Raw genomic sequence first — 22,390 nt, 5'->3', positions numbered from 1 at the left:
TCTCGATCAAATATTCACCTTCTTCGCTCGCGCTACGTGTACGATAGAATATTGTATGATCCTTTTACATCAGTAACTTAGTTGACCCCGCTGCTGGCGGCAAGGGTGGAGCACTTAATATGGCATCTCTGAAGGATGTAGCAAAGCTGGCGAATGTCTCGCTAATGACGGTCTCCCGGGCGCTTAATAGCCCGGAAAGGCTCAAGCCGGAGACCCTGGCTCGGGTCCAGGCGGCTATCGAAGAGACCAACTACGTCCCCGACCTGTCGGCGAAGAAAATCCGCGGCGCTCACGCGACGCCAAACACCATCGGTGTACTGGCGCTGGATACCGTCACCACGCCGTTTTCGGTGGAGATTACGCTCTCCATCGAAGAGACCGCGCGAGCGCACGGCTGGAACAGCTTCGTGGTCAACATGTTCTCTGACGATAGCCCGGACGCTATCGTCGACCTGCTGCTCTCCCATCGTCCGGACGGCATTATCTACACCACGATGGGTCTGCGTCAGGTACCGCTACCGGCCAAGCTGTTAACCCTCCCCTGCGTGCTGGCCAACTGCGAAAGCCTGCACGACCCGGTGGCCAGCTATATCCCAGACGACGAACAGGGTCAGTATACGGCGGTGCAGGCTCTACTGGCCGCGGGCTATCGCCGGCCGCTGTGCCTGCATCTGCCGGCAAATCATCTGGCGACCGTCCGCCGCCGTCAGGGGCTGGAACGCGCCTGCCGGGAAGCGGGTATTGACCCGGATACGCTCGCTCACTGCTATATGGCCTACGGCGATGAGCACTATCGCGATATTCCCGCTGTCGTGCTGGCCCATATTCAACAGCGCAAGCCGCAGTTCGACTCGGTGATTTGCGGCAACGACCGCATCGCGTTTATGGTCTATCAGACGCTGCTGGCGCGCGGGCTGCGTATTCCGCAGGATGTGGCGGTGGTGGGTTATGACAATATGGTGGGGATTGGCGATCTGTTTTTCCCGTCGCTCTCAACGGTGCAGCTACCGCACTATGATATCGGGCGCCTGAGCGCCCAGCACATTATTAACGGCGACAGCCATCGGGAGACGGTAAAAGTAGCCAGCCCGTGGCTGCCGCGCGAGTCGTTGTAATTAATTGCCGATATTGCGCAGCTTCTCGCCGGACATCAGCCTGCGTTCAATATGCTCCAGGGTGACGTTTTTGGTTTCCGGGATCAGCCAGAACGTCACGCCGATAAAGGCGACGTTCAGCGCGGTGTAAAGCCAGAAGGTTCCTGCTGCGCCGATCGCGTCCAGCAGCGTCAGGAAGGTCGCGCCGATAATCATGTTCGACACCCAGTTGGTGGTGGTTGAGCAGGTGATGCCGAAATCGCGGCACTTCAGCGGCTGAATTTCCGAACACAGGATCCACACCACCGGCGCGGCGCTCATCGCATAGCCGGCAATACACATCATGGTCATCCCCACCGACAGCCAGGAGAGACCGCTGGAGGCGGTGCCGTTATCAAACTGCATCAGACAGTAGCCCAGCACCAGCGTGCCGATGGCCATCACGCTAAAACCGATTTTCAGCGCCGGCTTACGTCCGGCCTTATCGACGGTAAAGACGGCGATAAAGGTAGCGAACATAAAGGTCAGGCCAACCACCAGGGTCGCGACCATCTGCTGTTCGGTGGTGGTGAAGCCCGCCATTTTAAAGATGCGCGGCGCGTAGTACATGATGATATTCATACCGGTAAACTGCTGCATCGCCTGCAACAGCATGCCGAGGAATACCGCCCGCCGCACGTTGCGGTTGACCTTAAACAGCGCCCAGCCGCCCTGCTTCAGCTTCAGGCTTTCGCGGATCTCGTTGAGCTCGTCACGGGCTTTTTCTGACGTGTCGCGCAGCATCCGCAGCACCTCTTCCGCTTCCACGTGACGCCCTTTTTCCGCCAGCCAGCGCGGGCTGTTCGGCAGGAAGATCACCAGAATAATCAGCACCACCGCCGGCAGCGCCAGTACGCCAAGCATCGCTCGCCAGTTGCCGCTGTAGCTGAACGCGGTGTCGGAGAGAAACGCCATCACGATACCCAGCGTCACCATCAGCTGATACATGCTGATCATCTTGCCGCGCACGTTTTCGCTCGCCATTTCCGACAGGTACAGCGGTGCGGTATAAGAGGCGATCCCCACGGCGACCCCGAGAACGATCCTTGCCACCAGCAGCATTTCGACGCTGGTCGCAAACGCGGAGCCCACGGAGCCGGCAACGAACAGCACCGCCCCCACCATCAGGCTGTATTTGCGCCCGAGGCGGAAAGAGAGCCAGCCGTTAAATAACGCGCCGATGGCGGCTCCCAGCATCATGCTGCTCACCACCCACTCCTGCAGGCGGCTGGATAAAACAAAATGATCGGTAATAAAGGGCAGCGCCCCGGCAATCACCCCGATATCGAGGCCAAACAGCAACCCTGCCACCGCGGCGGCAATGGAGACAAACTGATTCATGCGCCGGGTATCGCGCTGCGTACGCGGCATGGTTGTAGAGTCGTGACTGAGAGTGGTCATTTTTTTCCTGCCAGACGAAGTAAGACATACGATGAAACTACGGGATCGGCGGCGTAAGGTGTCAGGCAGGACACGCCAAAGATATGGATTAAGTTGCTACAGGCAATGGTTTTGTGATGGACATTCAACTTTCAGAAGAGCAGAAAATAAGCATTTCATCTTCAACAACCCCTGTTACATATAGATGCTTACCTCAAAAACAAATAAACCATATGGACTATTTCAGTTTCATCATATGGACAATTGTTATTCAGACATAAAAAAACCCTGCCGAAGCAGGGTTCCATTTTGCGCTGATAACGCGGCAAATATTAGCGCGCCAGCCAGCCGCCATCCACCGCGACGGTGTAGCCATTGATGTAGTCAGAAGCGCTGGAGGCCAGGAAGACCACCGGCCCCATCAGGTCGCTCGGCAGACCCCAGCGTCCCGCCGGGATACGGTCGAGGATCTCGCTGCTGCGCTGTTCGTCGGCGCGCAGCTGCTGGGTATTGTTGGTCGCCATATAGCCCGGCGCCAGCGCGTTGACGTTGATGCCGTGCTTCGCCCACTCGTTCGCCAGCAGACGAGTCACGCCCATCACCGCGCTTTTTGACGCCGTGTAGGAAGGTACGCGGATCCCGCCCTGGAAAGAGAGCATCGAGGCAATATTGATAATCTTGCCGCCGGTCCCCTGGGCAATAAAGTGCTTCGCCGCCGCCTGAGACATAAAGAACACGCTCTTAATGTTCAGGTTCATCACGTCGTCCCAGTTTTTCTCGCTGAATTCGATCGCGTCTTCGCGACGGATCAGGCCGGCGTTGTTAACCAGGATGTCGATATGGCCGAACTCCGCCACCGCGCGCTCCAGCAGCTGCGGGATACCATCAATCTGGCGCAGATCGGCGGTCAGGCTGAGAAAACGACGGCCCAGCGCCGTGACGCGCTCAATGGTTTCCGTCGGTTCAACAATATTGATACCCACGATATCGCAACCGGCTTCCGCCAGGCCCACCGCCATGCCCTGGCCCAGACCCGTATCACAACCGCTCACCACGGCTACTTTGCCCTGCAGGGAGAATGCGTCGAGAATCATACTTGGTTCCTTAATCTTTCAGAGCCTGTGTAGGTACAGGCAAGGTTCTGATAGTCCAGCCTGCGGCTTGTGCAGACCCTTATGGTTTGAAGAACTCGCAGGGATTGCCCCTTCTAAAAATAAAACAGAGTTCCGTTTTACAGTGAGCACATCTTAGCCCCGGCTAAAGTCATTTTCAATTATTATTAAAACATCGTTTCAATTTTAAGACTGTTAAATGTTAAAAATGCAAAACAGATCACGAAGCGGTGATTGATAAACCGTGAAACTCCTATTTAATTCAATAAAATACAATGAGTTATTCAAAATTTAAAAAAAGACGGCGGATCGAAAAAAAACGGCAGGAAAACAAAGAGCGCGGGGATGCCGGCCGTACTGTCAGCAAAAAAAGGCGATCTATAGCAAGAAGTTGTTGCGAATTGCGTCCGTCATCACAAATAATGAAACGATGTTTTGATAAATTAACACCCATCTTTTAAATCTACTTCCACTGGCCGGTCAACGCAGGCGGGCAACATCTCAGGAAGGAAAAGGAGTACATCATGGCTAAAGGCATGCGGGTTAAACTGAATTATGACGTCAGCCGCGATCCGGACACCGGCGCGGAGATCACCCGCTTAACCCCACCGGAAGTAACCTGTCATCGTAACTATTTCTATCAGAAGTGTTTTTTTAACGATGGCAGCCACCTGCTGTTTGCCGGCGAATTCGACGGCAACTGGAACTACTATCTGCTGGACCTCGCAAAGGCCGAGGCGGTGCAGCTAACGGAAGGCGCCGGTGATAACACGTTTGGTGGTTTCCTTTCTCCGGATGATAAATCCCTTTATTACGTGAAGAACGACCGTACGCTGCTGGAGGTTAACCTCACCACGCTGCAAGAGCGTGAAGTGTATCGCGTCGCCGATGACTGGGTGGGCTACGGTACCTGGGTGGCCAACAGCGATTGCACCAAACTGGTTGGCATCGAGATTGCCAAAAGCGACTGGACGCCGCTCAACGACTGGCAGATTTTCCATGATTTCTTCCACAAAGGCCCCCACTGCCGCCTGCTGCGCGTCGACCTGCAAACCGGCGAAAGCAGCGTGATCCACGAAGAGAGGAAATGGCTGGGCCATCCGATTTATCGTCCGTTCGATGACCATACCGTCGCCTTCTGCCATGAAGGGCCGCATGACCTGGTCGATGCGCGGATGTGGATGGTAAATGAAGACGGTAGCAACGTGCGTAAAGTCAAAGCGCATGCGGAAGGCGAAAGCTGCACCCACGAATTCTGGGTACCGAACGGCTCCGCGCTGGTGTACGTCTCTTATCTGAAGGGCCAGCAGGGCCGGACGATCTACAGCTTCAACCCGGATACCGGCGTTAATGAAGCGGTGATGCAGATGCCGGCCTGTTCGCATCTGATGAGTAACTTTGACGGCACGATGCTGGTTGGCGATGGTTCCGGTACCCCGGTGGACGTCAAAGACACCAGCGGCTACACCATTGATAACGACCCGTATCTGTACGCTTTCGATGTCGCGAAGCAGGCCTATTTCCGCGTTGCGCGTCACGATACCTCCTGGGCAACCGTGGCCAATAGTCGCCAGGTTACCCACCCGCACCCGTCCTTTACGCCGGACGATAGCGCCATTTTGTTCAGCTCCGATAAAGACGGCAAACCTGCCGTGTATATCGCGAAGCTGCCGCCCCAGCCTGAGATGCTTAAGGCATAGCGTTAGCCACTGTTTGAGTTAGTGTTTCTGTAACTGGCCTTGCCCTCCTTTCGGAGGGCTTTTTTATGCCCGGCGTTTTCCCCGGATCGCGCTGCGCTTATCCGGGCTACATTCCGTGCCGATGGGGCGCATTGCGCCGCTCCGGGAAGAGGGATTCATACCAACGGAAAACCCCGGCTGACCGCTCCGGGGTAAACGATGAGGACATTTTTTAAGTTAGAACGAGTAGGCAACACCTACGCGGAAACGGGTCTGGCGGTCGCTGCGATCGTTGACGCCAACGTTGCCGAGCTCGCCGTACGGCGCCCAGTTTTTATCCAGCTTGTAGGCAACCTTGAGATTGTACTCCTGCGAGTACGGTTTATTGTCGTTGCGCTTAACCCCTTCGGTACTGCGCGCATAAACGTAGTTCAGCTCCGTACGCCAGTCGCCGAAGACGTAACCGGCCCACGCATCGCCGCGGTTAACTTTGTCATCATCTTTCCCTGCATTCGCCGGGTAGCGGGTATAGTCGTAACGATAGCGGGCTGCGACGTAGAAGCCATTATCGAAGCTGTACTGCACGCGCAGGTTTGGCTTGTAGATCGAGCGGCTATCGTTACTTTCAATATTGAACCCCGGCGTGACCGAGAAGTTTTTATTCGCCTTCCACTGCCAGGTAATGCTCTCTTCATGACCATTACCGACGAAATCTGAATAAGGCTGGCTGGTGTTATCGCCGCCCGACTTCCACTTCGCCTCAACGGAGAAGCCAAAGCCGTTAGCGAAACGATGGGAGACGGAGACGCGGTCGGCGTTGCTCTTATCCGATTTGCCGCCGTCAATGAATTCGTGACGTAAATCTACCGTGACGGCTGAAGCCGCGAAAGACATGCCACAGAGTGCAGCAAGGGCCAGAGATCTTGCGAACATAAATTACCCCTCATAATTAAAATATCGTTTCGTTTTTATAAAACCGTATTTTATTTTTTAGGCAGTAATGTTTTAGTGATCGCGATCGTAAATATTTGTTTCAAAAAAGGTGGCACAGAAAGACGTGACAACGCTCAACAAAATAGCGCGTCAGAAAGGAATTTTTGGCAGGGTAACGCCTGGCGGGAAGCAAAAAAAAGCCTCCACAGGGAGGCTCAGTTAACGCATATATCAGAAGGGGCTTATTCGCGTTCAACTGCCAGCGCCACGCCCTGGCCGCCGCCGATGCATAGCGTGGCCAGCCCTTTGCGGGCATCGCGTTTAATCATCTCGTGCACCAGGGAAACCAGAATGCGGCAGCCGGAAGCGCCAATCGGGTGGCCCAGCGCAATGGCGCCGCCGTTCACGTTCACCCGCCGCTCGTCCCATTCCAGTACCCTGCCCACCGAAATGGCCTGCGCGGCAAAGGCTTCGTTGGCTTCGATAAGATCGACTTCATCCAGCTTCCAGCCCGCGCGTTCAAGGCAGCGACGGGTGGCATGGACCGGCGCGATCCCCATCAGCGCCGGATCGACGCCCACGCTGGCAAAAGCGCGGATCCGCGCCAGAATCGGCAGCCCCAGCTCCTCGGCTTTAGCTTCGCTCATCATCATCACCGCCGCCGCGCCATCGTTAATGCTTGAGGCATTGCCGGCGGTGACCGAACCCTGCTGGTCAAAGGTCGGCAGCAGGCTGGCCAGCGCTTCTGCGCTGGGGTCGACGCGCGGCTGCTCATCGGTATCCACCAGGCGGGGGGTACCGTTGAGTTCACTGGCCACCGGCACGATTTCATCGCGAAAGCGTCCGGAATCAATCGCCCGCCGCGCTTTGTGCTGCGAGCTAAGCGCCCACGCATCCTGCAGTTCACGGCTGATGCCATACTCGCGCGCCAGGTTCTCCGCCGTCACGCCCATATGGTAGTCGTTAAACGCATCCCACAGGCCATCGTGGACAAGGCTGTCGATAAGCTGGCTATTGCCCAACTGGGCGCCGGTACGGCTGTCGGTCAGCACGTGCGGGGCGCGGCTCATATTCTCCTGCCCGCCGGCGATCACCACGTCCGCTTCGCCGCACTGAATCGCCTGGGTCGCCAGGTGCAGCGCCTTCAGTCCGGAACCGCAGACGTCGTTGATGGTAATAGCAGAAACGGTATTAGGCAGCCCGCCGCGGATCGCCGACTGACGCGCCGGATTCTGTCCGGTTCCTGCCGTCAGCACCTGGCCGAGGATCACCTCATCAATACTTTGCGGATCGACGCCGCTGCGCTCAACAAGCGCCTTCACCACCACGCTGCCCAGCTCCACCGCCGAATGACGCGACAGCGCGCCCTGAAAACAGCCGATTGGCGTTCGCAACGCGCCGACGATTACGACATCTTTCATCCTCTACCTCTGCTCCGCCTCTGCGCAAAGAAACAGCATCATAGTAGTGAATTGTTATCAAAAATTTTCGCAATTGTTTAAAAAAAGTGAGGGAAATCACAAAGATCGTCGGCGATGGTAAAAATGGCCCCTATTCGCGCCCGTGCCGCTGCAGATGCTGACGCAGCCAGCTTCCCGCTTCTCCCGGCGGCGCCTTTTTATTCCACAGCAAATCGGTGGAGATCATCCGCGGCCAGCCGGCAATATCCAGCGCCACCAGGCTTCCGCTCCCGGCGAACTCCTCCACCAGCGCGCTGGGCAAAATACACCATCCCAACCCCTGCGCCGCCATGCTGAACAGCAGCAGATAGTTAGGCGCCGACCATACCAGACCGCGCGCCGGTTCCGCCGTATTTTCCAGATAGGTGCTCAGGCGCAGCTCGCGCCAGCTGAACAGCTCGTCGCGGGTGACGCTGCCCTGGGCCGCCAGCGGGTGCCGGGGCGCCACGAAGATAGCCATTTCGGTTTGCATCGGCAGCCGGATACTGCCTATTTCTGTCGGGTAGCTGTCCCTGGCCTCAATCAGCCCCACCTGCGCCCGCTCCTTTTGCAGCAGATCGATAACGTCGTCGTCTTCGCCAATCAGGCACTCAAATTCGGTGTGCGGAAAACGACGATCGAACTGCGCCAGCAGATCTTCCAGCACATCGGGATGCAGCGTATCGGAGAGCACAAAGGTCAGACGCGCTTCGGTGTTGCCAGACAGCGAAATGGCCAGCTCATCCAGCCTGTCGCTGGCCGCCAGAATCGCCTTCACGTAGCTCAACACCTGTTCGCCCTGCGGCGTGAGCGTCGGCTGTCTGGAGGTGCGATCGAACAACGTCACGCCAAGATCGGCTTCCAGGTTGGCGATTGCGGTGCTGATGGTGGACTGGCTTTTGCGCAGCCGCCGCGCCGCGGCAGAGAATGAACCGCAGGCCACGGATTCGACAAACGCGGTTAAAGCTTCGGGAGAATAGCGCATGAACTATCTACTTTATCGATGGATACTATCTTTTGTTTATCATATTTATCCATAAAATGCCGGGTAATTTCATATAAAGACCGGAGGCAACAAGCCATGCAACAAGTCAACGCCCAGCGCAAAACGCTGACGGAACGGGTAATCCACGCGATAAGCTTTGAAGGTCTGGCGACGCTGATCCTCGCCCCAACCGCCGCATGGCTCATGCAGCGTTCGGTCGTTGAAATGGGCGGGCTCAGTATCCTGCTCGCGACGCTGGCGATGGTCTGGAACATTATCTATAACGCCCTCTTCGACCGGCTGTGGCCGGTAACCCGGGTCGTCCGTACCCTGCGGGTCCGCGCGCTGCACGCGATCGGCTTCGAGTCAGGCTTTATTATTATCGGCGTCACGATGGTCGCACTGGTGCTGGGCGTTTCGCTGATGCAGGCGTTTATGCTGGAAATCGGCTTTATGCTGTTCTTCCTGCCCTACACCATGGCCTTTAACTGGGTCTGGGATATGCTGCGCGAGCGGGTCATTAAGGTTCGCCAGCAGCGGATCGCCGCCCGCGAGTAATCTTTAGCAAAGCGCCCGGCCGGTAACGGGCGCTCCGCCGCTTCATTTCTGCGCCAGAAACTATCGCCACAGCTCATCCATAAATGTGATAAATTGCACTCCTTTTTGTTCGTTTTCTGGTTGATAAAGTCGCATAATGTCTAAAATTTGGTCTAAAGAAGAAACTCTCTGGAGTTTCGCCTTATATGGCACTGCTGTAGGCGCTGGCACGTTATTCTTGCCGATCCAACTGGGATCCGCGGGCGCTATCGTTCTGTTCATCACCGCGCTGGTCGCCTGGCCGTTAACCTACTGGCCGCATAAAGCGCTGAGCCAGTTTATTCTCTCCGCCAACATCGCCCCGGGCGCGGGGATCACCGGCGCCGTTAATCACTATTACGGTAAAAAGATCGGTAGCCTGATTACCGGCCTCTATTTCCTCGCCTTTTTCGTTGTGGTGCTGATCTACGCCGTCGCCATTACTAACTCGCTCGCGGAGCAGCTCTCCAGACATGTGCCCATCACTTCTCAGGTCAGGGCGCTGCTCAGCCTGGGCGTGGTGCTGGTGCTGAATCTGATCTTTTTAATGGGCCGCCACGTCACGATTAAAGTCATGGGCTTTTTAGTCTTCCCGCTGATCGCCTGTTTCCTGTTCCTCTCCATCTATTTAATGGGGAGCTGGCAGCCGGCTTATCTGACCAGCCAGATGCAGCTGACCCCGCACACGTTCCACCAAATCTGGATCTCGATTCCCGTGATGGTTTTCGCTTTTAGCCATACGCCGATCATATCGACTTTTGCTATCGATCAGCAGGAGAAATACGGCGAGCAGGCCATGGGTAAATGCAAAAAAATCATGAAGGTGGCCTACACCCTCATCTGCGCCAGCGTGCTGTTTTTCGTCTTCAGCTGCCTGCTGTCGATACCGGCGAGCTATATTGAAACCGCCCGCCATCAAGGGGTCACGATTCTTTCCGCCCTGTCGATGATGCCGGGGTCGCCGGCGTGGCTGGCGATCACCGGGATTATTGTGGCGGTGGTGGCGATGTCGAAATCGTTCCTTGGCACCTATTTTGGCGTGATTGAAGGGGCCAGTGAAATCGTCAAAACGTCCCTCGCCCAGGCGGGGATTCGTAAAAGCCGCGCGTTTAACCGGGCGATGTCGATCCTGCTGGTTTCGACGCTGACCTTCGTGGTGTGCTTTATCAATCCCAACGCTATCTCAATGATTTACGCCGTCAGCGGCCCGCTTATCGCGATGATCCTGTTCATCATGCCAACCCTCTCCACGTATCTTATTCCGGCGCTGAAGCCCTACCGCTCGGTGGGTAGCTTTATTACCCTGGTTGTCGGTTTGCTCTGCGTGTCGGTAATGTTTTTTAGCTAATCCTCTCCGTGCGGCGAGTCTTTTCCTCGCCGCACGTTCTGCCAACATTCTCCCCCCACCAATCTCCCTGATGGACATACACTTATCCCTTGCATACCAAGAAAGCAGGGGTTTATATGTCCAGCGTAAAATTATCCGGTACTGCGACGTTAGGCGATCGTCAGGTTTATCGTCTGGGATACGGGGCGATGCAGCTTGCGGGGCCCGGCGTCTTCGGCCCGCCAAAAGATCCGCAAACCGCTATCCGCGTACTGCAGGAAGCGGTCGAGTCGGGCGTCAATCATATTGATACCTCCGATTTTTACGGTCCACACGTGACTAATCAGCTCATTCGCCAGGCGCTGCATCCCTATTCCGCCGATCTGTGCATCGTCACTAAAGTCAGCGCTCGCCGCGACGATAAAGGCAACTGGCTGCCCGCGATGTCGCCCGCGGAGCTCACTGCGGCGGTGGAGGACAATCTGCGCAATCTGGGCCTCGACGTGCTTGAGGTGGTGAACCTGCGCAGTATGCTCGGCACGCATGGCCCGGTTGAAGGTTCGCTGGAGGGGCCCTTAACCACCCTTCTGGAGCTGAAAGAACGCGGGTTGATTCGCCATATCGGGCTGAGTAACGTCACCGCCAGACAGGTGAGCGATGCGCAAAAACTGACGCCAATCGTCTGCGTTCAGAACCAATATAACGTGGCGAACCGTCAGGATGATCCGCTGATCGACGAGCTGGCGGCGCAAAATATCGCCTGGGTGCCCTTTTTCCCCCTCGGCGGTTTTAACCCGCTTCAGGCCCGGGAGCTTAACGAAGTCGCCGCTTCGCTTGACGCCACGCCGATGCAGGTGGCGCTGGCCTGGCTGCTCCAGCGCTCGCCGAATATCCTGCTCATTCCGGGCACCTCCTCGCTACAGCATCTGCACGAGAATCTGGCCGCCGCGCAATTAACGCTCCCACCAGAAGCGTTAGCCATTCTGGATAATCTCCAGCCCCGCTCCTGATTTCAGGCTTCTGCGGATCGATATTCGCAGAAGCCTTCTCCTCAATATTTGCCTGGAATTACCTTAACGCCGCTGGCACTATACATCCTACAAATTAGGCGTTATCCGCTTTATTCTCTTACGGATAACCCTATGCAAAGCATAGATTTAAACTTTCTCGACTGGCCTCCTAATTGGAGGCTTCTGTCGTTTTTGTCTCGCCAAAATTTTCGAACTCTTGATTACAGGAAAAACAATATCTCATTCAAAGTTTATACAAATCAATTTAGCTGCAAAGATAGCTAACAACATCAAATGCTCATAAAAACATCTGGTTAACACAATCAGAATGTTTGTATTGCTATATAAAAAATCGACCACACACAATAACAATTTACAAGGATTTCACATGACAGAGGGAACGATAAAGACGAGTAAGTATGAAATTATTGCTATTTTCAGGGAAGAGCTCCGAAAGCAGGCGGAGATAGAAGTTTTTGTTAATAACAAAAGCACTATTACCCAGCTAACGCGGGTAGATTTTGCCGAGTTTCATATCTCCACCACCAGCAAAATCCCCGCGGGGCATAAAGTTAAATTTATTCTGCATAGCGATTCAGGGAAAATCGAGTTTTGCTCTACGCTAAAGAAAAGCTATGCCGGCGGCGAAGGGAAATGCAGGAAGGTCGCATTTACCTTACCGGAATGTATCCAGGTGGTTCAACGCCGGCGCGATCCCCGATTCCGCCTGCGCCACGAGCACGAATTCTTCTGTCACGGCCGACACAAAAACGGAGAAAACTATCTATTCGAAATCAAAGACATTTCGGACGGCGGTTGCGCGCTGATGACCAGGAGCCCCAATCTGAAATTCCTCAGCCATAACGCCATCCTCAAGAACGCTATCCTCGCCCTCGCTGAATATGGCGAAATCACCGTAGATTTAGTTATAAAAAATGTTGTTATGGTGACTTTAGATGATAACGAGAAGTCAGATAGCTACTACCAGATCTCCTGTCAGTTTAAATTTCGCCATCTTGATAACAAGAAGCGAATAGAGAAAGTACTGCTCGACTTGATTATGGAAGCCAAGAGAAAAAAGAGAGTCTGAACCATTGGACAGTATATTACTTTACACTGATGACAATATCATCGGGCAATCAATCCATGATTATATGATTGATCGCGCCAGGGATATCACCACCCTGAAATTTCAGGATATTGTGAAAGGGGTCGGCGCCTCACCGGCAGCCACCGTTATTATCAATATCATCCATAAAGATATCTCTGCGGCCACAACGGTCGCATTACTGAACACTTTGCGCAAACGCCTGGCGCATTGCGCGCTGCTGGTGCTGATCGTCAAAAGCGAGCTGTCCAGCCTGTTCCGGGAGCTGCTTGATCTAGAAAACCTGTTGATTCTGACCGAAAAATCCTCGCTGGCAGATTACTCAGCCATCATCAGCAGGCCCTTAACCGCCGAGGGCTGCCAGGGGCTATGCACCCGCCGCAAGCTGACCGCCAGGGAACTTCAGGTGCTGGAGTTAATTATTGCCTGCAATAACAGTAAAAGGATTGCGGTGCTTCTCGACATTGATCATAAAACGGTCCACAGCCATAAGGTACATATTATGAAGAAACTCGGGATGAATAACTCGCGAATAATGAACAAAAGCATAGTCAATATGTATCAGTGCTAAAACCAAAAATATGTGGGTGACCAATCAAAACCCGATAATTTATTGGCGATAAGCCATTAATAATCATTCCCATCGGTAGAAAGGTCACCTATAATATTCTCCTCTCTTTACCTCTGACCTGATTTTTGACGAGAGATAATGAACGCAACTCTTTTTTCCAGGCATAATTTATCACGTAGCGATATATCCGTTCGTTATGTCTTTCAAAAAATGTTTTCCCCAAAAGGTACGCTCGTCGCCGTTGAGTGCCTGAGCCGCTTTGACCACCTCTCTATATCGCCGGAAAACTTCTTTCGCTACGCCAATACGGGACTACGCGAAAGCATTTTTATGGAACAGCTGGCGCTTATTGAAAAACATAAACAGTGGTTTAAGCAAAATGCTATCTCGGCGACGATTAATGTTGATGACCATATACTTAACGTATTGCAACGCCCGGAGATTAAAGCGCTCGTCGACCAAATCGGCTGCGTCCATTTTGAAGTGACCGAGAATTCCCATAATCTTTTGAATAATGCTCTCGCAACCTGGAATAACCCGCAAAGCACTACGCTCTGGCTCGATGATTTTGGCTCTGGCAACGCCGGTATTCACGCTATTCGCGACTATCATTTCGATTATGTCAAAATCGATAAAGACTTCTTCTGGCTTTTAATGCAAAAAGATTCCGGTCGTCCGTTAATGGATGCCCTCGTCACTTTCCTTTCCCGCAACCACCATAATGTAATTATTGAAGGTGTAGAAAGCGAAGCGCATAAGGCCTGGTTGCAGGGCATGGAATGGTTTGCTATTCAGGGACACTACTGGAAGGAAGTGAGCATTGAACAATTGGTCCAGGAAGATATTACCGCATAAATAAATGCCGGATAACTCCGGCATCAAAAGTCATACTCGCGCAATACCCTCTCCCCTTCAATTATAAACGAGCTCCCATGTTGCCCAACTGGTCAACGGGCCGCTGGTTGCTTTTTCCGGCGCGGGGGTCACGTAGCCGATGTAATAGGTAAATACGCCGCCATCGACCGCTTTTTCGACCAGCGGCACCCGGTTTTGCAAGGGGTCGGCCGGGACGATTTTATTACTTTTATCGAGGGTATTATTATCATTGGTCGACAGCGCGAGGAAAATATGGCTGGCGCCGTCCGCCCGCGTATTCCTCAGATAGCCAGCATTTTCATTGCCCACCGCATTGACCGTAAAGCCGTCAACCCAGCGGACGTTAACCAGGCGGATCTCGTCTTTATCCGCCGCGCCGCCGTCGTGACGCAGCTGGCAGTTCGAGAGTTCCAGCGTAAAAGGCTGCGGCTTCATAAATGCCCCGGCGCCGCGATCGTGTACTTCGGCCAGGCTGACCGGCGCCAGCCAGACGCTGCCGCTCCCCGCGTTGTTGCCGCCGTTCAGCGCCACGCTACAGGAGATATCCGTCACCCGTCCGGCAAAATCCACCCGCCCTCGATCGTAGTTGGTCTCAAAACCCGACGCCGGGGAGGCCATCAGCATCCCGCCGATCAGCGCCAGTTGAATGAGTCGTTTGCTATTTTTATATTGTGCTGAATCACGCATACCCGCCTCCCGAATTAATCGTACGTCAGGTTAAAGATCATGTGCGACTCTACCTCACCGGTACTGGTGGTCGGCGCATATTGATAGAAACGCGCATGCAGAGGCAGGGTGATGTATCGGGTTTCTTGCGTGCGCAGCGTACCGACGCTGTATTTCTTGTTGAATTCCAGCGGTACGCCCTCTTTCAGAACCTGGATACCAATTCCTATCGCCAACGAGGAGCCGGATTTTTCGTTCAGCAGCGCGCCTCGGCTCACCGTGGTGCCGGTGGCCAGCGTGCCGGAGAAAGAGGTCTGGATATTGGCGTATCCCGACTCGCTTAACCCGCCGCTGCACTGCAGCTCAATATTAAAATCCTTCCCGCCCGCGGTGGTGCCGACGCCGTTGAGATCGCTGCGCTTGATGGTACCGACATCGACGTTCATATTTTTGCCGCTCAGGATGGTACATGAGGGCGATACCACGGTGATGGCGTTGGCGCTCAGGCGGGTTTCGAGGATCGGGTTGTTGCCGTTCTCCCAGTCGTAAGAGGTGTACTTACCTGCCGCCAGGGTTCCGCTGCCGGTCACGCTCGCGGTTTTAATCACCTCCAGCGTAAAGCGGGAGCCTTCCAGCGAGTAATTCGTGGTCCGGCTGACGTAGCTGGAGAACGTGTCAGGGTAGATAATATTGACCGTCGCCCCGCCGCGGCTGAACCGCAGGCCAATCCCGGGCACGTTGGTGGAATAAATTTTATTTCCCAGATCGGTCGCCCCGGGGGCGACGATTTTGGCCACAAAGCGGTTAGTGCCGCTGCTGCAGCTATAGCTGGCCCCGCCCGGTGCCGACATGGTCCAGTCCCGGGACACGATCACCGAGCCTACCGGCAGATCCGGCGGAACCACCACCCGGCCCACAACCATGTCGAGGCTAACCGTCGGCTGCGACAGGCGCGTACAGTACGCCCATGCCGACGTGGTCCCCATCGCCATTAAGCCAATAAAAAGCGTCAGTTTTTTCATTAGCGACATAGCGTTTCCTTTGTTTTTTCCTGACTTAATTCCACCGAGCACTGTCCGCCGCTCCACTTAACCGTGGCCTTCGGCGCGCTGGCGTCGCTGATAAACATCATGCTGCCCTGGCCCACCACGCCGATCTCTTTCCCGGAGGGGTTGTAAATCGTGGCGGCGAACGGTAGCGGCAGACCGTTTGCCTGACGCGCCTGCAGAGTGACGTTGTTCTGCAGCGTGGTATCGAAGGAGACCTTGACCACGCTCCCTTCCCACGGCACCACCTGCGCCACGGTACTGCCGAAGGCGACATCGTCGTTGCTGCCTTTCGGGTCAATTTCAACGGAATTTATCCGGTAAGGCCGCAGATATGGCAGAATGGCGTAGCCGTTGCTGTCGATGCGGGTACCCGGCGAGCCGGGCAACATCGCCCCCGCGGCGTCTTTCGCTTCGATCAGCGCCATGGTGGTGCCGCTTTCCGGCGAGAATACGACGCCGTGCTGATGCGCGATCAGCGTCCCGCTGGCGCCTACGCCGCTCTGGCGATAGCCTTCGCCCTGGCTATAGCTGCCGTTCAGCGTGGTCCACGGGGTACGGTAGCTGCCGTTCAGCGCCACATCGTGCTGACCGCCGGTAGAGGTCGTGGTCGACACGCCGTAGTTGAGGTTGTTTTCACTATCCAGCGAACCGTTGACGCCAATCTGCGAACTGGCGAAGCGTGAGTTATTAAACGCGGTATTCGATGTCAGGTTAGCCGTACGGTTTTCACCGAACCACAGCGGGTAGCTAAAGTTGAGTGACACGCGATCGTCGCGACGGTGGCCGGAGCTATCCGGGGTATAGACGCGCTGGGCGCTGACCGACCACGAGAGCCGACCGTACATGTTGTTGTAACTAAACTGGTACTGCTTCTCCGTTCCCGAACGGTTCCAGTAATCCGCCACCCGGCCGCTCAGGTAAAAACCGCCCCAGCCGTCCGGCAGGTTCTGGTTGACGGTAAAGGTCATCCCGTTTTTCTGGCGCCACACGGTGTAGTTGCTGTTGTAGTTCTTCTCCTGATCGACGGCGTAGAGGGCGTCGTTCAGGTTGTAGTAGCCTTTGGTGGAGTAGCGATACGCCGCCAGCACGATGCTGGTCTGGGTTTCGGTAAACATGCGGTTAAAGGTGGCGCGATAGCTTTGACCGTGCTCGTCAAGGGTATCGCTCTTCAGCCGCGAGTGAGTCACGTCGAAGGAGAGCGCGCCGATGCCGGTATTCATCCCGGTCCCCAGCAGGAACGCCTGATAGTCATCAAATCCGGTGACGCCGGTATAGCCGGTAAACAGGTTATTTAAACCATGCTGCCAGGTTCCCTGGTAGAGCATCGGTTTATTACGCAGCGAACTATCGTCGACTTTACCGGCGGAGAGCGCGTAGCGGGTCATTCCCGGACGCAGCAGCTGCGCTACCGAGGCGTAAGGTACGCTAAATACCTCGACCGAACCATCGGCCTCTTTAACCGACACTTCAAGGTCGCTACCGTAGCCGGAAGGATAGACATCCTGCAGGGTAAACGGCCCCGGCGGCACCGTGGTCTGATAGATAATATTGCTGCCCTGGCGCACCGTCACCAGGGCGTTGCTTTGCGCCACGCCGCGAATTTCAGGGGCGTAGGAGCGCATTCCGTCGGGGAACATATTGTCATCGGTCGCCAGGTTAACCCCGCGCAGGCCGATGGTGTCAAAGAACTCGCCGTTGGTAAAAATCTGCCCGCCGCTGACTATCGAGTTAATCTGCGGAATCGGCCGCTGCAGATAGGTCTGGTTGCTGTTCCAGTGCGCTTTCCCCTGCTGCTGCTGCCAGTTCAGGTTACCGATATGCTTGAGCAGCCAGCCGTCCCACGACAGGCCCGCGTTAACGCCAAGATACGCGCTGCTGTTATCGGAACCGTTGGCCGAGGAGATATGGCTGTTCCAGGCGTTGGCCATCCAGCCTAAATTCAGCGCCGCAACGCCTTTATCCCAGAACTGCGGGCTGACAAAGTTTTTCAGGCGCTGATCTTCGTAGATTTGCGGTACGGCAATATCCAGTCTCAGGGAGGACTGAATCAGCGTGTCTTTGACGTTATCTTCGTGACGCCACTCCTGCAGGCGTCCGCAGAAGCCCTCTTTTTCGCTAAGCTGCGGATTTAATTTTTCCGGCGAAATACCATACTGCATCAGCATCGCTTTGGTATAGCAGACGCCCATTTTGCCGTCTTTACCGGCGGTGATTTTCAGGTCGTAGCGCCCTTTCCATTCGCCGTTGGTATAGACATCAAGGGAGTAGACGCCCTCGCTGATAGCGCTGGTCGAGAAGCGCGACAGGTCGACCTTTTCGCGACTGCCAACGATAAAACCATCGTTAAATTGATAGATCGTTCCCGGGTTTTCCTGTCCGCTGGAAAATGGCGGAAAGCAGCACAGCGCAACCGCGATAGCCGTGCTTAATCTTCCCGGGCAGATTGACCTCTGCTTCATGATCGTTTCCCTTATTTGACGGTAACTTTCACTGCAACATCTGCACCATAATCATTAATGTTGTTAACGGTCAGGGTCTCGCCTTTGCTCACCGCTGAAGAGAGGGCGATGGTCTGGCTGGACTGCGGGGCAAACATGACCGTTTTGCTGTTGAGCGCTTTGCCGCCGTTACGGGAGATACGGCTTACGGTGATATAAAAGGGCGTTGGGTTACTGACGGACAGGCTGCTGCCGTTAGCGGAGAGCGCCAGTTTTTCTGCCGCAGCGTCGCGATTGCCTAGCCCGGCAGGGCGATAAATAAACTTAAAGCGCGAACGAATCGCCAGCTGCAGAATATTTTGCCCTTCGTTTTTCTGGCTGGCCTCAACCGGCGGTATTTCCAGAAGGTTCAGCCACCACAGCGTCTCTTTATCTTTAGCCAGCCCTGCATTACTGCCGAGCTTAATACGCAGGGTTTGACCGCTTTTCGCATCAACCCGGGAAATAGGCGGCGTGATAATAAAGGGGGTAGTAATGGTATCCGGCGTCGCGTCGGCATTACCGTTATCCAGCCAGGCTTGCGCCAGCGCCGGACGGTCGGCGGTGTTAGAGAGCTGCACCGTTATTTCTTTTTCATTTCCTGGATAAATAAAGCGGGTACCGTTAACAATAATATTATTGGCATGGGCCGCAAAACTAAAAATGAAACAGAAAAAAAGGGCAATACGCTTCATGCTGACCTCAGAATAAAAAAATAAGCGGCAGCAGTGGCCGCTTTATTATTGTTGTATACCCTGAATAATTCGAATTACAGAAAGGCGGCCAGAGAGTGACTGGGGTGAGCAAACGTCGCCAACGCCTGTGCCATTCGAAGTATGACGGGTATAGACCGCCCCGGCGCGAGGCGGCTTTATCTCTCAGTCGATATTACTGATAAGTAATTTCGTAAGTCGCGTAGCTGTTAACCACACCGGTGGTAACCGTGGTCGGGGTGCTGGTCGCGTAGCCGACGTAGTAAGTGAAGCGCGCGCCATCCTGAACGGCAGAGGCATCACCGGCCGCTTTAGGCTGGGTGCTGTCGCCCGGGATGATTTTGTTGGTCAGCGCGGTGGCGTTGTCGGTGGAGAGAACCAGCTGGATATTCTGCGCGCCGGCGGCTTCGGTGTTAGCCAGGTAGCCCTGCTGTTTAGCGGTTGCGCCCGCCAGCAGGTTACCGCCGGTCCAGTTCACGCCCAGTTTGCTCACATCATCCTGTTTGGTGCCATCAGCCGCCTGGCAGTCAGAAACATCGATGGTGAAAGATTTCGGTTTCAGATAGGTATCCGCCGCGGCAGCTTTAACTTCCGTTAAAGTCACTGGTGACAGATAAACGTTCGCATCGCTGCCCTGGCCGTTTACGGAAACAGTACAAGATACGTCGGTAACTTTACCGAAGAAATTAACCTGACCGCCGCCTACATTGGTATCAGCAGCATTTGCCGCAGCCATACCAAAAAACGCAGTTGCCATTGCAGCAGAGAGAAGAACCTTTTTCATTGCCATTTCCTTGTCAGAGTGAATTAAGTATCAATGAGCAAACAGTTAATACGCACAAAAGTCAGAAGCGATTTGCGATGCTCACTTTTGCAACTGTTAATAGAAACTTCGACTGACCGGAAGCCGCAATATTTAAGGCGTCAGGAACGAACTCGATAAAAGAATTCGTCAAGGCTGTCGGCGTCAAAGAATGCTATTTTTCGCTGACAAATATACATATGTTCACGAGCTGTTAATCAATGTAATAGATAGCTCACAACTATTAATTACTGGGGATTGATAGCAAGAAACAAAGCTATTGTTATTTACACTGAAGGGGAAAAGACGATATGGAATATAACAATATATACCCTAAATAATTCGAGTTGCTTAAAGGCGGCAAGGGAGTGACAAATTCGTCGGGAACGAATTTGACCAGCCGAAGGCTGGCCTCCGGTGAGAGGCAGGAGCCTCTCATTAGTCCCCGGGAGCATAGATAACTATGTGACTGGGGTGAGCGACAAATCTGCCAGGAGCAGATTTGAACGTCGCTTGCGACGGCCCGTGAGGGCGAGGCCCATGGATGGGCCGAGTAATCCGCAGCCAACACATAAGCAACTCGAAGTATGAAGGGTATAGTGGCATAAAAGGTTATTTCTCTACAGAAAGAACAATCCTAATCCGTCAGTAGTCTCCCTTTTTCGTCAGTTGAAAATGCAGATACAAAGCGCGCCACCCTGCCGGCGTAATCGTCACTTCGCGAAATCCCGCGGTAGTGCTAAACCAGCCGTTCTCCAGACCGTGCTGCAGCAGCGCCGCGCCCGCCGCTCCTCCAAGATGAAAGCGTCGTTCGCTCCAGTCCAGACAGCCGCAGCAGGCTTTGCGCCGGGAGCCGCGCTTCACCACCACTCCCAGCCGCGCAAAGTGCGCTTCCCCGGCGGGCGTCAGCGCCGTTCCGTCAGGCGTTATCCACGCTTCACGCTGCAGAAAATCATACAGCGATACCGCCACTTCTCCGGCCAGATGATCGTAACAGGTGCGCGCCAGGCGCAAATTGACCGGCGTGCTGGTTGCGAGCGCCACCGCGCGCTTGCCGGCCATGGTCATCATATTCTCCAGCAAACCGGCGACATCGCTACCGGCGAGGCGGTAGTAGCGATGCCGGCCCTGAGCAAGGCAGATTAATAAACCGCTGTTGACCAGGCGGCTAAGATGCGCGCTGGCGGTCGAAGGGGAAATATCGGCGACGGCAGAAAGCTCGGTCGCCGTCCACGCCCGGCCGTCCATTAAGGCGCACAGTATCTTCAGGCGCGAGGCATCCGCCATCGCCGACGCCACTGCCGCCATCGCTTCGGCCAGGGACTCATCGTCTTCAATCAGCTCAACAGGCTTTAACATAGGGCCTCGCTTATTTTCCCTAACCACAAACAGCAGCCAGAGTACCGGGGATGGGCAGGTTAAGCACGGTATTCGCGCAGCACCTGAGCCACCCGAATGTGATAACAGGCGAAAATGCTCTCCCGCCCCTCTTTCTGCGCAGCCTGATGGCAAAGGTTGCGTTTCCACGCCTGCACCGCTTCCTCATCCCGCCACCAGGAGAGCGACAAAATTTTCCCCGGTGTGGTCAGGCTTTGGAAACGCTCAATGGCAATAAAACCGTCAATATTGCTCAGCAGCGGCTTCAGCTCCGCCGCCAGCGCTAAGTAACGTTCCTGACTCGCCGGAGTGACCTCGGCTTCAAAGAGTACGGCAATCATCCCATTGTCCTCACGCAATCTGTGTGCGGGCCACTGTATCTTTCACCCTGGCTCAATGCTTCGTTGACGGGCGAAATATCGCCGCTTTATTTGCTCAAAAAACAGCCAATGCATTCACATTAAAAATAATTAATCACGCGAGGCGAGAAAACTGCGCGGCTGTTGAGATCGTTTTCCACGGCGAAAGAGACGCTGCAAAAATAAATCATCTGTTTGTTTTTATTGGAAATAAAAAATTAAAATTTAGGCATTCGTCATCATACCGTCACAAAAGTGTGATCTAAATCGCACTTTTTGCAACGCGCGTTATAGTTAGCAGACTTATTATAAGTCCATCGAAAGCAACAACGCTTTCCACCATAAAAGTTAAAAGGATAAACACCATGAAAAACGTAAAATTACTTGCCGCTGCCGGTATGCTGTCTCTGGTCTCTTTCGCTAGCTTCGCTCAGCCTGTTAGCGTAACCGCTGATACGCTGGACAACGCCGAAGCCAAAATCGCCGCCATTGCTAAAGACCAGGGCCAGTCTTACCACATTACCGAAGCGTATACCGGTAACCAGGTTCATATGACCGCCGAGCTGTCTAAATAACCGAATGGTTGCAGAGGGAGCTGCCGGACAGGTCGCCTGACGGCGGCTGGTCTGGCTCCCGCCACATAATAAGCACACAGCAATGTCGAGCCCCTTGATGGGGCTTTTTTTGTTGCTGGCGAACAGTGCCCCCACAGCCTGGTTTGTGGGTTCACTGCCGTCTGCGGTGCCGTAGCCCGGACAGATGCGCAGCATCGCCTCCGGGAAATTCAGCCACTCTGCGCGCTGCTCCCGGGGGCGGCG

The 22,390-nt window shown here is 54.6% G+C and carries 21 protein-coding genes; 9 read left to right on the top strand and 12 right to left on the bottom strand.

Annotated features, from left to right (window positions below; all coding sequences use genetic code 11):
• Nucleotides 1-119: 119 nt before the first annotated feature.
• Entirely contained in the window at nt 120-1,115 is a 996-nt protein-coding gene (locus ABLV30_RS28260) for a LacI family DNA-binding transcriptional regulator (RefSeq protein WP_064378370.1), read from the top strand.
• Here ABLV30_RS28260 and ABLV30_RS28255 read toward each other — a convergent pair whose 3' ends face one another.
• Both ABLV30_RS28255 and kduD read right to left on the bottom strand, forming a co-directional pair.
• Nucleotides 1,116-2,534, bottom strand: a complete 1,419-nt coding sequence (locus ABLV30_RS28255) for a sugar porter family MFS transporter (RefSeq protein WP_014226687.1) — start codon at nt 2,532-2,534, stop codon at nt 1,116-1,118.
• Nucleotides 2,535-2,845: 311 nt separating this feature from the next.
• Entirely contained in the window at nt 2,846-3,607 is a 762-nt protein-coding gene (gene kduD, locus ABLV30_RS28250; protein WP_004124661.1) for a 2-dehydro-3-deoxy-D-gluconate 5-dehydrogenase KduD, read from the bottom strand.
• A 542-nt stretch (nt 3,608-4,149) separates the two neighbouring features.
• Between kduD and ABLV30_RS28245 the strand changes: the two genes are divergently transcribed.
• Entirely contained in the window at nt 4,150-5,325 is a 1,176-nt protein-coding gene (locus ABLV30_RS28245; protein WP_014226688.1) for an oligogalacturonate lyase family protein, read from the top strand.
• Nucleotides 5,326-5,541: 216 nt separating this feature from the next.
• Here ABLV30_RS28245 and ABLV30_RS28240 read toward each other — a convergent pair whose 3' ends face one another.
• The 3 genes from ABLV30_RS28240 to ABLV30_RS28230 all read right to left on the bottom strand — a co-directional run bounded on the left by ABLV30_RS28240 (nt 5,542) and on the right by ABLV30_RS28230 (nt 8,661).
• On the bottom strand, nt 5,542-6,237 hold the full coding sequence (locus ABLV30_RS28240; RefSeq protein WP_032720124.1) for a porin: 696 nt from the start codon (nt 6,235-6,237) through the stop codon (nt 5,542-5,544).
• A 242-nt stretch (nt 6,238-6,479) separates the two neighbouring features.
• Complete coding sequence (locus tag ABLV30_RS28235) at nt 6,480-7,658, bottom strand: acetyl-CoA C-acetyltransferase (RefSeq protein ID WP_064378369.1); 1,179 nt, start codon at nt 7,656-7,658, stop codon at nt 6,480-6,482.
• 130 nt (nt 7,659-7,788) lie between these two features.
• Nucleotides 7,789-8,661, bottom strand: a complete 873-nt coding sequence (locus ABLV30_RS28230; protein ID WP_064404185.1) for a LysR family transcriptional regulator — start codon at nt 8,659-8,661, stop codon at nt 7,789-7,791.
• Between the two features lie 96 nt (nt 8,662-8,757).
• On the opposite strand from ABLV30_RS28230, the gene ABLV30_RS28225 reads away from it, so the two are divergent.
• The 6 genes from ABLV30_RS28225 to ABLV30_RS28200 all read left to right on the top strand — a co-directional run bounded on the left by ABLV30_RS28225 (nt 8,758) and on the right by ABLV30_RS28200 (nt 14,108).
• The gene (locus ABLV30_RS28225) at nt 8,758-9,219 is read left to right on the top strand and encodes a multidrug/biocide efflux PACE transporter (protein WP_025107400.1); all 462 of its coding nucleotides are present in this window, start codon (nt 8,758-8,760) and stop codon (nt 9,217-9,219) included.
• Between the two features lie 136 nt (nt 9,220-9,355).
• Complete coding sequence (locus ABLV30_RS28220) at nt 9,356-10,585, top strand: amino acid permease (RefSeq protein WP_032720123.1); 1,230 nt, start codon at nt 9,356-9,358, stop codon at nt 10,583-10,585.
• A gap of 116 nt (nt 10,586-10,701) precedes the next feature.
• Entirely contained in the window at nt 10,702-11,574 is an 873-nt protein-coding gene (locus tag ABLV30_RS28215; protein WP_064378366.1) for an aldo/keto reductase family oxidoreductase, read from the top strand.
• A gap of 388 nt (nt 11,575-11,962) precedes the next feature.
• Complete coding sequence (locus ABLV30_RS28210) at nt 11,963-12,664, top strand: pilus assembly protein PilZ (protein WP_014226694.1); 702 nt, start codon at nt 11,963-11,965, stop codon at nt 12,662-12,664.
• Nucleotides 12,665-12,668: 4 nt separating this feature from the next.
• Nucleotides 12,669-13,253 carry a helix-turn-helix transcriptional regulator gene (locus tag ABLV30_RS28205; RefSeq protein ID WP_064378365.1) on the top strand — a complete coding sequence of 195 codons (585 nt, stop codon included), beginning with the start codon at nt 12,669-12,671 and terminating at the stop codon, nt 13,251-13,253.
• A gap of 138 nt (nt 13,254-13,391) precedes the next feature.
• The gene (locus ABLV30_RS28200) at nt 13,392-14,108 is read left to right on the top strand and encodes an EAL domain-containing protein (RefSeq protein WP_032694725.1); all 717 of its coding nucleotides are present in this window, start codon (nt 13,392-13,394) and stop codon (nt 14,106-14,108) included.
• Between the two features lie 57 nt (nt 14,109-14,165).
• Here the strand turns inward: ABLV30_RS28200 and ABLV30_RS28195 are convergent, their stop codons facing one another.
• The 7 genes from ABLV30_RS28195 to ABLV30_RS28165 all read right to left on the bottom strand — a co-directional run bounded on the left by ABLV30_RS28195 (nt 14,166) and on the right by ABLV30_RS28165 (nt 21,554).
• The gene (locus ABLV30_RS28195; RefSeq protein WP_142395354.1) at nt 14,166-14,753 is read right to left on the bottom strand and encodes a type 1 fimbrial protein; all 588 of its coding nucleotides are present in this window, start codon (nt 14,751-14,753) and stop codon (nt 14,166-14,168) included.
• 77 nt (nt 14,754-14,830) lie between these two features.
• Entirely contained in the window at nt 14,831-15,826 is a 996-nt protein-coding gene (locus tag ABLV30_RS28190) for a fimbrial protein (protein WP_265800348.1), read from the bottom strand.
• Nucleotides 15,817-18,303, bottom strand: coding sequence for a fimbria/pilus outer membrane usher protein (locus ABLV30_RS28185; RefSeq protein ID WP_014839452.1), 2,487 nt, complete (start codon nt 18,301-18,303; stop codon nt 15,817-15,819). Before ABLV30_RS28185 ends, ABLV30_RS28190 begins: the two co-directional genes overlap by 10 nt.
• 11 nt (nt 18,304-18,314) lie before the next feature.
• Nucleotides 18,315-19,016, bottom strand: a complete 702-nt coding sequence (locus ABLV30_RS28180) for a molecular chaperone (protein WP_000820820.1) — start codon at nt 19,014-19,016, stop codon at nt 18,315-18,317.
• A 193-nt stretch (nt 19,017-19,209) separates the two neighbouring features.
• Nucleotides 19,210-19,818: a type 3 fimbria major subunit MrkA gene (gene mrkA / locus ABLV30_RS28175; protein ID WP_001493056.1), complete on the bottom strand. Its 609-nt coding sequence runs from the start codon at nt 19,816-19,818 to the stop codon at nt 19,210-19,212.
• 663 nt (nt 19,819-20,481) lie between these two features.
• Nucleotides 20,482-21,195, bottom strand: a complete 714-nt coding sequence (locus ABLV30_RS28170) for a winged helix-turn-helix domain-containing protein (RefSeq protein WP_265800346.1) — start codon at nt 21,193-21,195, stop codon at nt 20,482-20,484.
• A 59-nt stretch (nt 21,196-21,254) separates the two neighbouring features.
• Complete coding sequence (locus tag ABLV30_RS28165) at nt 21,255-21,554, bottom strand: antibiotic biosynthesis monooxygenase (protein ID WP_048260344.1); 300 nt, start codon at nt 21,552-21,554, stop codon at nt 21,255-21,257.
• 383 nt (nt 21,555-21,937) lie between these two features.
• Between ABLV30_RS28165 and ABLV30_RS28160 the strand changes: the two genes are divergently transcribed.
• On the top strand, nt 21,938-22,147 hold the full coding sequence (locus tag ABLV30_RS28160; protein WP_014226701.1) for a YdgH/BhsA/McbA-like domain containing protein: 210 nt from the start codon (nt 21,938-21,940) through the stop codon (nt 22,145-22,147).
• Nucleotides 22,148-22,390 lie beyond the last annotated feature (243 nt).

The organism is Klebsiella sp. CN_Kp113 (genome assembly GCF_040064585.1).
GTDB classification, from domain to species: Bacteria; Pseudomonadota; Gammaproteobacteria; order Enterobacterales; family Enterobacteriaceae; genus Klebsiella; species Klebsiella michiganensis.
Note: the sequence above shows the minus strand (reverse complement) of the source record. Positions and strands in the feature narration are given on the sequence as shown.